We start from the raw sequence: 11,108 nt of genomic DNA, 5'->3' as shown, positions 1-11,108 counted from the left end.
GATTTGGTTGCGGCGCGAAAACTACATTCAAGGGGATGACATGAACAAATCTGAACTAATCGAGAAAATCGCTTCTGGTGCTGACATTTCTAAAGCCGCTGCCGGCCGTGCACTGGATTCTTTCATCGCAGCTGTGACTGATGGTCTGAAAGAAGGCGACAAAATTTCTCTTGTTGGTTTCGGTACTTTTGAAGTGCGTGAGCGCGCTGAGCGTACTGGTCGTAACCCACAGACCGGGAAAGAGATCAAAATCGCTGCAGCTAAGATCCCTGCATTCAAAGCAGGTAAAGCTCTGAAAGACGCTGTTAACTAATTAACATCGCAGCCTTTGTAGGGCTTTCGTAAAGACTAAGCACTGCCTGGCAGTGCTTTTTACGGATTGGGAAGCGCCGGGTTAACCGACGTTTCGGAGTGTGAGGATAAGCTGAAGTAGCGTCTGCAGACTCCATTCATGTTACAGATAGGCGCATCCCACAAGAGATGCGCCTTTTTTTTACTATTAATCGCATAAGCGAGACGTCTGATGTTAGAGAAGATTCGCGAAGGGTCACAGGGCGTAATTGCCAAAGGTATTTTGGTACTGGTGATACTTTCCTTTGCATTTGCTGGTGTAAGCAGTTACCTGGGTTCCTCCTCAGTGGCTCCGGCCGCCACAGTCAATGGTGAAGAGATTTCCACAACCGAACTGGACCAGGCCTATCAAAGCGAGCGCGCCCGTCTGGAACAACAGCTGGGTGAGATGTTTGACGCCCTGGCGGCTAATGATGCTTACCTGGCCAGTATCAAAAAAGGCGTGCTTGAACGTCTGGTAGCGCAAAAGTTGCTGGATCAAGCTGCCGCTGAAATGGGCTTGAGAGTGTCCAATGCCCAAATCATAGAAGCAATTAGACAAGAGCCTGCTTTCCAGACTGAAGGCAAGTTCGACAATGATCGCTTCGAGGCCATTCTGCGCCAATTGGGCTATCAGCAAGCTGCTTTCCGTGAAAGCATGCGGGTGGACATGACTCGTCGTCAGCTGATCAGCGCCTTGATTGGCAGTGAGTTTGTTCTCAATGGTGAGGCAGAATCTTTGGCCAAGCTGCAGGGACAAACCCGTGATATTCGCTATCTCTTGGTTGATGCCGAGCCTTTCCTGGGCCAAGCGACAGTGACCGAAGAGGAAGCCAAGTCATTCTACGACACCAATCCGGCTCAATTTGAACGTCCGGAGATGGTCAGCCTGGAATATATCGAGCTTAACGCCAAAGATCTGGTCTATGGTATCGAGGTCAGTGACGAGCTAGCCAAGACTTACTATGATGAGCATCAGAATCAATACCAGACCGCAGAAAAGCGTTTGGCAGCCCATATTCTGATCGACGCCTCGACCGACAATGCCGAAGCCAAGGCAGAGGATATCCATAAGCAACTGGAAAACGGCGCCGATTTCGCTGCGCTGGCCAAGTCTGATTCCCAGGATACCCTGAGCGGTGAGAAGGGTGGCGAATTGGGTTGGTTTGAGCCTGGTGTGATGGATCCCGCTTTCGATGAAGCCCTGTTTGCACTGAACAAGGGTGATATCTCTAAAGTGGTCAAGACACCTTTCGGTTTCCATATCATCAAACTGCTGGATATTCAGAGCGGTCAAACTGCGCCTTTCGCTGAGGTGAAAGACAAGATAGTTGAGCAGATCAAACAGGAAGAAGCTGTTAAACAGTTCTATGGCCTGCAGCAGAAACTTGCCGATACCAGCTATGAAATTCCTGATAACCTGCAGGAAGCGGCCAAGGCCGTTGGTGCAGAGATCAAGACTACCCGACTGTTTGGTCGTGACAACGCGCCCGCACCTTTCGATAAGCCTGAGCTGTCCAAGGCTGCCTTCTCCAGTGATGTACTGGGGGGCATGAACAGTGAGCTGCTTGAAGTGGATCGCAACCATGTCGTAGTTGTTCGCGTTAAAGACCATCAGCAAGCCGGTACGCTGGAATTCGCCGAGGTTAAGCCTGCCATTGAAGCGCGTCTCAAACAGCAAAAAGCCAATGAGATTGCCCGTGACAAGGCACAGGAATACATGGTCAAGCTCAAAGAAGGCAATGCCGACATTGCGCTGCAAAGCCGCGCCAACCTGGGACGTTTCACCCAGGATGTAGATTCCGCTTTGGTGAGCAAGGCATTCCAGATGGCCAAGGCTAAAGAAGGCTTGAGTGTTGATACCGTGTCTCTGGCAACCGGTTATGCGGTAGTGGTACTGGATGCAATCCATGATACTGAAAGCGCACCTGCCGATCAGGTCGCGGCCATCAAGCAACGTCTCAACAGCCAGTTTGGTGAGAATGACTATCGCGCCGTTATCGATATGCTGAAGGCCAAGGCCGAGATCATTTATCCAGAAGGTGATGAGTAACTTGACTCATTGATTTAACGTTAAAAAACCGGTCCAAGTGACCGGTTTTTTATCTCCAGCGTTTATGTCCAGCGGTTAACTAGGCTGCTGGAACTTGCGGATAAAACGGGTTAATCCGGCAAGCGCCAGTCTATGGGTGGCTTGCCTTTGGCTATGAGGTAATCGTTGGCCTGATTGAAATGATTGCAGCCAAAGAATCCTCTATGAGCCGAGAGCGGTGATGGGTGAGGGGCCTTTAAGATAAGGTGTTTGTTGCCGTCAACCCGCTGGGCCTTGAGCCCGGCATGCTTACCCCAAAGCAGAAACACTACGCCTTCTGTGTATTTATCTATGGCCTCTATCACTCTGTCGGTAAACTGCTCCCAGCCGAGATGGGCGTGGGAATGTGCCTGACCACGTTCGACACTGAGCACAGTATTGAGCAGCAACACGCCCTGACTGGCCCAGCTGCAAAGATTGCCATGGCTTGGATAGCTAAAGCCTGGGACTGTATTGGCCAGCTCCTGAAACATGTTCTGCAATGATGGCGGTGGCATCACCCCTTTGGGCACTGAGAAGCACAGGCCGTGGGCCTGCCCTGGACCATGATAGGGATCTTGCCCCAGGATCACCACTTTAACTGCCGATAGTGGTGTATAACGCAAGGCGTTGAAGGTATCGTTTTTGGGAGGGTAGATGGCCTTTCCCCGGGCGCGCTCGGCGTCGATATAGGCCAGAGTATCCCGAAAGTAGGCTTGTTGTTTTTCCGGGCCCAGCACTTCGGCCCAACTGATGTCCTTATGCATAACTAAAAAGCAGCGCCTTGCGGCGCTGCTCATCTATTACTCGTCCACACCCAGCATCACGCTGCTGGCTTTGATCAGTGCATATGCACTATCACCCACTTTAAGCCCCAAACGCTCACAGGAGGCCTTGGTGACCACGGAAGTCAATTCGACACCCGGAGCCAGTTCAATGGTGACTTCGTTGTTTACAGAGCCTTCTTCGATGGCTTTGATGGTGCCGCCAAGACAATTACGTGCACTGATTTTCATTGGTTTTCTCCCGAAAGAACGATTAGCAGGATCAAGAGTATAAACCGAATTGCCATTAAGTTGGGATGCTTCGATAACAAATTTGAGCGTCAGAGGAGATTGAAATGACGCCAATGTCACGTCGGAAGTAGATACAGGGCGCTGGTCCCCGGATGACAGGCTTATGCCGGCAATAAACCTGGTCAGCGCCATTGCTTGCAGCCAGAGTACCACGGGGACTTATTCACACCTTTTAGTCTTTATCGAATAAGGTCCTCATGGCGTGGTTGATTTCCGGATAGTTGAATTCAAAGCCGTCGGCCTGAGCATGAACCGGTAATACAAACTGACCCTCGGTCAGCAGGGTCGACATCTCACCCATGGCCAGTTGCAGGGCCAATGCCGGTGCCGGCAGACAAGCGGGGCGGTGCAGCGCTTTGCCGAGGGCCTTGCTGAAGTCGCGATTGCTGACAGGCTGAGGCGCAGTGGCATTGTATATGCCGCGGCAGGCTTCAGTTTCCAGCAGAAATTCAATAAGGCGCAGCAAGTCTTCGCGCATTATCCAGCTCATTCCCTGACGACCATGGCCAATCGGGCCGCCAAGGCCCAGTTTGAAGGCTGGCAGCATTTTGGCCAAGGCGCCGCCATCTTTGCCAAGCACTATGCCGATACGAAAGATACAAACCCGAGTGAGATCGGCAACCGCCAGGGCTTTTTGCTCCCATTGGGCACAGACCCTGTGGCTGAACTCATCATGGGGCGTGGCGTTTTCGTCTATGGGTTCCGGCCCCTGACGCCCGTAAAAACCCACCGCCGAGGCGCTGAGAAAGACTTGGGGTTTCTTTTGGCTGTTGCGGACAAGCGTGGCCAACTGCTCTGTGATATCCCAGCGGCTGTGGCAGATCCGCTGTTTCTGCTCATCGCTCCAGCGTTTGGCAACTATGGGTTCACCGGCGAGGTTGATGATGGCATCTATCTCCTCAAGCAGTCCGGGTGTTTGCAGCGAATCTATGTAACGGGTTTGTGCCAGCGCCAGCTTTTGCTCGGCCGCCGCGGGGTTGCGGCTCAAAATAGTCAGCCTATGGCGTTTTGCCAGCCGCTGCGCCAGTTCTGAACCGACAAACCCGGTTGCACCTGTGAGCAAAATATTCATGCTTTCTCCCTGAATCACTGAAGGTTTCTCCAGAGTATAGACTGACTTACACCGGCTTACGGTAGCTCAGTTGCAGTGAAACCGAGTCGGCATACCTCAAGGCATGGGGCTTGTCGATTTCCACGCTGGCGTACTCTACCCATTCATGCTCGCTGGCAATTTCCAGTACTTTCCCTGTGAGGTGCTCAAGCAAGGAGAAGCGGTTGTCTTCCACCAGGTTAATGATTGCCTTGGTGATGGTGCGATAATTGAGCGCGTGCTCCATGTCATCACTTCTACGCGCCTTGTCGGCACAGTAATGGATGCAGACATTGATGATCACATCCTGGCGATTGTTGATTTCCTCTTCCTTGATACCGATAAAAGTGCGCAAGCGCAGGTTTTTAATGCGTATAATAGCTAATTCGGGTTTCATCATGTCACTACTTTTTGTTGTTGATGCAACGGCTGATTGTGACAGAGATCAACAAGGAATTTCAATTATGTCATCAGCCTATCGTCCGTCCATGGCGCTGAAAGGATTTGCTGTCATGGCCTGCCTGGTCATAGTGCTGGCGGGAATTAAGGCCGCCAGCGCCATAGTGGTGCCTTTTGTGTTGTCAGCCTTTATTGCGGTTATCTGCAGCCCGGCCATCAATGCCCTGAGTCGTTACCGCGTGCCTCGAGCCCTGGCTGTATTTGTGTTGGTGGCGATCATTTTGTTACTTGGGCTTTGGCTGGCCTCTGTGGTGGGCAGTTCCATCAATGAGTTTTCCCAGCAATTGCCTCAATACCGGGCGCAGTTGGTGGAGCAATTTGCCTGGATATTGGACAAGCTCAAGGAGCTGAATATTCACATCTCCAAAGAGAAGGTGCTGGCCTATCTGGACCCCGGCATGGCCTTGTCTTTGACCACCAATACGCTTTCCGGCGTGGGCAATGTCATGGCCAACCTGTTTCTGATCGTGCTGACCATAGTCTTTATGCTGTTTGAGGCACAATCTTTGCCGCGTAAGGTGCATCTGGCGCTGGATGACCCCGAGATGCGTTTATCCCAGATTGAGCGCTTCTTGCAATCAGTGAACCAATACATGGTGATCAAGACCCTGGTCAGCCTGGCAACCGGTGTTATTGTCGGTGTCGGTCTGGCGCTGATGGGGGTGGATTATGCGCTGCTCTGGGGCGTAGTGGCTTTTTTGTTTAATTATATTCCCAATATCGGTTCTATCATCGCCGCCATCCCGGCCGTACTGCTGGCCTTTGTGCAGCTGGGCACAGCGGGTGCAGGCGGGGTTGCCGCCCTGTATCTGGCAACCAATATGGTAATGGGCAATCTGGTAGAACCCAGATTCATGGGGCGCGGCCTCGGGCTGTCCACCCTGGTGGTATTCCTGTCGTTGATCTTCTGGGGCTGGCTCTTGGGCTCGGTCGGCATGTTGCTGTCCGTACCGCTGACCATGATAGTCAAGATAGCTCTGGAATCGAGCCAGAGTGGCAGTTGGCTGGCAATCTTGCTCTCGGACGATGCCAGTATTGCCGTGCGGGAAAATGCCGATAAAGAAGCGGCATCCGATGCCGAATAAAGGCAGAAATAAGAAGTTGAGGATTTCATGCAGTTATTTTTGGAAGCCATCACCGACCTGACACCAGGCGATGAGTGTGGCCGTTTGTTTCATGGTCGCGGCGGCCGTTATCCAGGCACCGAGCACTTATGCCTGGATTGGTTTGAACCTGTGGTGTTGCTGACCGCCTTTAAACCCCTGACGCCGGAAGAGCTGGCGCTGGTTACCGAGCGTCTGCAATTACGCTGGCAAGCCTTGGGGCTGGCCCTGAATCTTGTCTATCAATACCGCGCCGCCGGGCAGACCCGCACCGAGCTCATTGCCGGCGAGATACCCGAGCCACATCTGGCCAGCGAGCTTGGCTGCCGTTATCAATTGCATCTGTTACGGGGCCAGAATCATGGTTTGTTCCTGGACATGCGAAACGGCCGCGAGTGGGTGATGGCCAACAGTGCTCGGCGGAAAGTACTGAATCTGTTTGCCTATACCTGTGCGTTTTCGGTGGCGGCCCTCAAGGGCGGCGCCGATGAAGTGGTCAATATGGATATGAGTAAAGGGGCGCTCGCCATCGGCAAGCAAAACCATTTGCTCAATGGGCTTACTGCCGGCGCCCGCTTTCTGGGGCATGATATCTTCAAGTCCTGGGGCAAACTTAAAAAACTCGGGCCCTATGACTTGCTGATAGTCGATCCGCCCAGCAACCAAAAGGGTAGCTTTGTGGCAACCAAAGACTATCTGCGACTGCTGCGTCATCTGCCGCAACTCTTGAACCCGGGCGCCGAGCTGTTGCTCTGTCTCAATGCGCCTGAGCTGGACAGAGCGTTTTTGCAGAGCCAGGTCAGTGACGCCGCACCAGAACTTGAGTTTGTCAAACAGCTGGATAACCCACCGGCCTTTGCAGACCGGGATCCTGACAGGGCATTGAAGGTGTTGCTGTATCGCTATGAGGGAGAACCGGACTCGGATACTCAATAACTGAGGCGTTCAGAGATCAGGGATTGGCCGCCTTCTTCCAACAGGGCGGCTATGCCTTCGACATCAAAACTGCTCAAGCCGGATGCCTGGTGCAATAGCCTGTCCTGGACATCCAAGGGCATCTGCATCCTTTCCATAAACATGCGCATTCCCAATATATCGCCACTGGCCAGCAGGGTGGCGAGGGTTCGTGCTTCAAAGTCGACAATATGATTCATGGCGTCGTCCTCTTGCTGATTTACGGGCCGGGGAGGCCTCCTTTAAGCAATAGCAGTTGCAGCGCCCGCCGCTAGACCCAATGTGTTTAAAAAATTTCGCCTCAGAACCCAGGGGCATATCAAACTGAAAGTCTTTCAGCACTTCCTACATAACCGGTGGATATTTGAGCTTTTGAAGGTGGTTTTACCAGTTTGGGGTAACGAAAGTGAAAGTTTTCTGTAATTCTTTCTCGGGCCTTGTTATACTGGCGCCGCCTTAGGGGAAACACCCAGGGCTCCGAAAAGCCGGAATCGGGCATAAAGTGTCGTCGGGACCTGAACTTAACAGGAATCCAAGAAAAAGATACGCCCTGTACCCTACAGAATAGACTGGAGTTGTTATGGAAATTCATGAGTACCAAGATGCTTACTACCAACTGCAGGATGAAGTGATTGAATCACTTCCGGTAGAGAAAGACGAAGAAGCGTTTTTGGATTAAGCCTCAGCCAGGCAGCTCAAATCTTGAAAAAGCGGCAACCTCAGGGTTGCCGCTTTTTTTGTTGCCATTGAATTACGGATGAGTCATTCGAGGGCGGAGCCGGGGTAATAATGCTCGATAAGCTGGGTCAATATCCGCTGCTGTTGAGCAAGCTTTTGTCTTTGTGCCTGGCGCTGCAAGCCTTTGAGTGCATGATACTGAGGCTTGATTTCAATACCCTGGCTCTCGCTCAAGCGCGTGAAGCGACTGACCACTTCAGTCACGCTGAAATCCTCGGCGAATATATCCAACTGTTGCGAGTGCATCAGCCAGCGAATACCTTGATAGACACCTATGTGAGGCAGGGAGTGATGATCTTCGTCACTGAAGAACTCGCTGTGAAATATAAGTTGCTGAGACGGCAGCACCGACAGATGTTTGGCCAGCGCCAGATTTCGCTGTTTGTGGTAGTCATTGCGGCCAAGTCCGGGGGTGGTGGCCTGGTTACTTATCGCCATGTACAGGGGCTTGCCTGTTAGCTGGCCCTGAGTGAGTGCCTGCTCGAGCTCATCGGCATAAGTCGGGCTGTCGTACCAGAGACTGGCATCCAGCACCAGGTAAGCATTGAACATAGGCTGTTGCCGGCGCAGCGCCTCCAGTGCCAACAAGCCCCCAAAAGAGTGACCGATAAGCACAGTAGGGCCGGGCTGCCCAAGCCTGGTATTCAGCCAGGGGTTAAGTTCCTGGTCGAGAAAGTCGAGAAAAGCGCCGGCATTGCCCGATTGCTGATAAAGCGGCCCTGCGGGTCTACCACCGGGTAGTGTTTCCAGTTTCACCGGCGTGAAGTCACGAATACGGTTACGGTTGATGATGCCGACTATGACGCCTTCAGGTATCGCAGGATTAACCCCGGAAGCCAGATAGTCCAGCATGGGTGCAAGATGCTCAAACTGCTGCTCGGCATCCAGGATCACATAACGGGCAAAGCTCTTGCTGTGCCTGGCGTCCCAGTGTTTGGGAAGACGCAGCAATACTTCCCGCGATTCTCCCAATATGTTGGAGTTCAGCGTCAGTAGCTGTTGTTTCCCGGCGGCTTCTTTATCCAGGCTTTGGGCGCTGCAGCCTACCAGCAGACCGAACAATAGCGTCAGAGGGATAAACAGTGATTTTTTCATGGAAATTTTTACTCGGTAAAGGTGACATTTTCAGCTTGAAATTCAGCCCTGATGGGCTTTTGAGTGGCCTGGCTCACATTCGCGTCATTACATTGTAAATGATAACCAATATCATTTATATGTTGTAAGGATTATGCTACTTTTTCGCGCCATGGAACCAGGGGCTTTACCTGGATTTACCCAAAAGCAACAACTTACAAGGCGCAATCGTCGCCGCGATAATCGGGGGAATAGAATGAAACTGGATAAGTGCCGCAAACTGCTTACCTTGAGCTTGGTCGCCATGGCTGTCAGTGGTTATACCCAGGCAGATGAAGGTGAAATGGAGCATATGGTCGTTACTGCCAGTGCCAAGGATCAGCAACTCAGCACTGCACCTGCCTCAATCTCGGTGATCGATGCCGAAGCGATTAAGCTGATGCCGGTCAAAGATCTGGGGGATGTGCTGAGAAACAGTGTCGGCGTGAATGTGGTGACCAACGACTCGGGCCGAAACAGCATCTATATCCGTGGTATGGATGAAGACTATGTACTGATGTTGATCAACGGCAAGCGGGTTTCTTCTTCCAATGGTCTGTGGCGCGGCGGTAACTTTGACTTGACTGCTATCCCCATCGACGCTATCTCCCGGGTGGAGATTGTTCGCGGCCCCATGTCGGCTCTCTATGGTTCAGATGCGGTTGGCGGGGTCATCAACGTGATTACCAAGGCGCCAGATGATGACTGGCAACTGGTACTCGACAGCGAGTACAGTTGGATGCAGGACGGCGAGGGCGGTGATCGCAGTCGTACCAACCTGTTTGGCTCGGGCAAACTCACAGATAATCTGGGGCTGATGTTCACCGCAGAGGTGGCTGAGCAGGACGCCTGGTTGATGCCCGAACTGACCCCGAATCAGGACACCATAGAAGAGCGCAAGACTCGCAAGCTCTATGGCTCGCTCACCTGGCAGCTGGCAGACAATCAATCGCTGGACTTGGATTATCAATACGATAATGACAAGGTGCCCTTGACCACCTTTGCTGCCAATTCAAAACGCGAGCAGAAGATAGAGCGCAACACCTTTGCTCTGACTCACAGAGGCGAGTGGAGCTGGGGTGGCACCGAGCTTTTGGCCAACCTGGAAAAGTCGGATATCTACGACTACAACAGCCGCTATTCGCTGCAGCCCCCTTTGGGACGTGACATCGAAGAGAAAAACACTACCTTCAGAGGCTCGGCCTTCTTTAACCTGTGGCAGCAGGACTGGACCGTCGGCGCCGAGTACTTTGAAACTGAAGTCGACGATCCTGTGCAATATCCACTTACCGGTGGTGACAGTGTTGAACAATACTCGCTGTTTATTCAGGATCAGTTCGATTTCCTGGATGATTTCACCCTGACCCTCGGCGGCCGCTACGAAGACAACGAAAAGTACGGCAGCCATTTCAGCCCCAGGGCGTATCTGGTTTACCGTGCCTCTGATGCATTGGTGCTCAAAGGTGGTGTCGGTACGGCATTCAGGGCTCCGGCACTGTTTGAATCATCTCCGACTTTCTCTTCAGTCAGTTGCCGCGGCGCTTGTACTGTAGTGGGCAATGCGGATCTTGAGCCCGAAACCAGTGTCAACTATGAGCTGGCAGCCTTGTGGAGTCAGCCTTCCTATGAGCTGTCTGCAACCTTGTTCCATAACAAGGTGGAAGATCTGATCACGGTTTCGGCTTGGGATGGTTCCAGCCCAACCCGTACTTACTACAACGAATCTAAGGTGACTTTGCAAGGGGTAGAGCTGACCGCCAGCGTGGATATCACGGCGGATCTCGGCCTCAAGGCAAACTACAGTTATCTCGATACCGAGACAGGTGATGGTGATGAACTCACTGGTCGTCCACGCCAGAGTGCCAATGTGCAATTGGATTGGTATCTCACCGACGATTGGCAGCTGTATGTTGCCGGTAACTATTTCGGTTCATATTTGGATAGCAGTGCCGTGCGTCAGGATGGCTACAGCCGCTTCGATATCGGCAGCAGTTATCGGGTGAACGATCACCTGAAACTACGCGCAGGGGTAACCAACTTTACCGACGAGCAACCGGCCGAGGAAGACACCAACAGCGATATGATACTGCAAGGCCGTGCCTTCTTTGTCGGTGTCAGCCTGAGCCTCTAAGCGTCTGGGCCTACTCCCGGCCTGAATCCTTTAAATAGCCAGG

At 52.5% G+C, this 11,108-nt stretch carries 11 protein-coding genes; 5 read left to right on the top strand and 6 right to left on the bottom strand.

The window, feature by feature from the left end; genetic code table 11:
- The first annotated feature begins 40 nt into the window (after positions 1–40).
- Positions 41–313 (top strand): nucleoid-associated protein HU-beta, encoded by a 273-nt coding sequence (gene hupB, locus ON072_RS01700; protein ID WP_025010704.1) that lies wholly within the window; start codon positions 41–43, stop codon positions 311–313.
- Between the two features lie 210 nt (positions 314–523).
- Positions 524–2,383, top strand: coding sequence for a SurA N-terminal domain-containing protein (locus tag ON072_RS01695; protein WP_261752737.1), 1,860 nt, complete (start codon positions 524–526; stop codon positions 2,381–2,383).
- 110 nt (positions 2,384–2,493) lie between these two features.
- On the opposite strand, the gene ung is transcribed toward ON072_RS01695, so the two are convergent.
- From ung to folX, 4 genes are all read right to left on the bottom strand, one after another.
- Positions 2,494–3,168, bottom strand: a complete 675-nt coding sequence (gene ung / locus ON072_RS01690) for a uracil-DNA glycosylase (protein WP_028780273.1) — start codon at positions 3,166–3,168, stop codon at positions 2,494–2,496.
- Positions 3,169–3,204: 36 nt separating this feature from the next.
- Complete coding sequence (locus ON072_RS01685) at positions 3,205–3,417, bottom strand: TOBE domain-containing protein (RefSeq protein ID WP_025010701.1); 213 nt, start codon at positions 3,415–3,417, stop codon at positions 3,205–3,207.
- Positions 3,418–3,649: 232 nt separating this feature from the next.
- Complete coding sequence (locus ON072_RS01680) at positions 3,650–4,549, bottom strand: TIGR01777 family oxidoreductase (RefSeq protein ID WP_025010700.1); 900 nt, start codon at positions 4,547–4,549, stop codon at positions 3,650–3,652.
- A gap of 46 nt (positions 4,550–4,595) precedes the next feature.
- The gene (gene folX / locus ON072_RS01675) at positions 4,596–4,964 is read right to left on the bottom strand and encodes a dihydroneopterin triphosphate 2'-epimerase (protein ID WP_208126154.1); all 369 of its coding nucleotides are present in this window, start codon (positions 4,962–4,964) and stop codon (positions 4,596–4,598) included.
- 67 nt (positions 4,965–5,031) lie between these two features.
- Here folX and ON072_RS01670 point away from each other — a divergent pair, with 67 nt between their 5' ends.
- Both ON072_RS01670 and ON072_RS01665 read left to right on the top strand, forming a co-directional pair.
- The gene (locus ON072_RS01670; RefSeq protein WP_037474734.1) at positions 5,032–6,111 is read left to right on the top strand and encodes an AI-2E family transporter; all 1,080 of its coding nucleotides are present in this window, start codon (positions 5,032–5,034) and stop codon (positions 6,109–6,111) included.
- Between the two features lie 27 nt (positions 6,112–6,138).
- Positions 6,139–7,065: a class I SAM-dependent methyltransferase gene (locus tag ON072_RS01665; RefSeq protein WP_261752736.1), complete on the top strand. Its 927-nt coding sequence runs from the start codon at positions 6,139–6,141 to the stop codon at positions 7,063–7,065.
- Here ON072_RS01665 and ON072_RS01660 read toward each other — a convergent pair.
- Positions 7,059–7,283: a hypothetical protein gene (locus ON072_RS01660; protein ID WP_025886758.1), complete on the bottom strand. Its 225-nt coding sequence runs from the start codon at positions 7,281–7,283 to the stop codon at positions 7,059–7,061. The two genes, ON072_RS01665 and ON072_RS01660, sit on opposite strands and share 7 nt — an antisense overlap.
- A gap of 562 nt (positions 7,284–7,845) precedes the next feature.
- Positions 7,846–8,916 carry an alpha/beta hydrolase gene (locus ON072_RS01655; protein ID WP_144224573.1) on the bottom strand — a complete coding sequence of 357 codons (1,071 nt, stop codon included), beginning with the start codon at positions 8,914–8,916 and terminating at the stop codon, positions 7,846–7,848.
- Positions 8,917–9,151: 235 nt separating this feature from the next.
- On the opposite strand from ON072_RS01655, the gene ON072_RS01650 reads away from it, so the two are divergent.
- Positions 9,152–11,065, top strand: a complete 1,914-nt coding sequence (locus ON072_RS01650) for a TonB-dependent receptor domain-containing protein (RefSeq protein WP_025010695.1) — start codon at positions 9,152–9,154, stop codon at positions 11,063–11,065.
- The last annotated feature ends 43 nt before the right edge of the window (positions 11,066–11,108 follow it).

This window comes from Shewanella sp. K8, assembly GCF_028823715.1.
In the GTDB taxonomy this organism is placed as follows: Bacteria; Pseudomonadota; Gammaproteobacteria; order Enterobacterales; family Shewanellaceae; genus Shewanella; species Shewanella algae.
Note: the sequence above shows the minus strand (reverse complement) of the source record. Positions and strands in the feature narration are given on the sequence as shown.

Excerpts from the sequence above, each read along its gene's own strand:
- hupB (WP_025010704.1), top strand. The coding sequence starts at position 41 with ATGAACAAATCTGAACTAATCGAGAAAATCGCTTCTGGTGCTGACATT.
- ON072_RS01660 (WP_025886758.1), bottom strand. The coding sequence starts at position 7,283 with ATGAATCATATTGTCGACTTTGAAGCACGAACCCTCGCCACCCTGCTG.
- ON072_RS01685 (WP_025010701.1), bottom strand. The coding sequence starts at position 3,417 with ATGAAAATCAGTGCACGTAATTGTCTTGGCGGCACCATCAAAGCCATC.
- folX (WP_208126154.1), bottom strand. The coding sequence starts at position 4,964 with ATGAAACCCGAATTAGCTATTATACGCATTAAAAACCTGCGCTTGCGC.
- ON072_RS01665 (WP_261752736.1), top strand. The coding sequence starts at position 6,139 with ATGCAGTTATTTTTGGAAGCCATCACCGACCTGACACCAGGCGATGAG.
- ON072_RS01670 (WP_037474734.1), top strand. The coding sequence starts at position 5,032 with ATGTCATCAGCCTATCGTCCGTCCATGGCGCTGAAAGGATTTGCTGTC.
- ON072_RS01650 (WP_025010695.1), top strand. The coding sequence starts at position 9,152 with ATGAAACTGGATAAGTGCCGCAAACTGCTTACCTTGAGCTTGGTCGCC.
- ON072_RS01695 (WP_261752737.1), top strand. The coding sequence starts at position 524 with ATGTTAGAGAAGATTCGCGAAGGGTCACAGGGCGTAATTGCCAAAGGT.
- ON072_RS01680 (WP_025010700.1), bottom strand. The coding sequence starts at position 4,549 with ATGAATATTTTGCTCACAGGTGCAACCGGGTTTGTCGGTTCAGAACTG.
- ung (WP_028780273.1), bottom strand. The coding sequence starts at position 3,168 with ATGCATAAGGACATCAGTTGGGCCGAAGTGCTGGGCCCGGAAAAACAA.
- ON072_RS01655 (WP_144224573.1), bottom strand. The coding sequence starts at position 8,916 with ATGAAAAAATCACTGTTTATCCCTCTGACGCTATTGTTCGGTCTGCTG.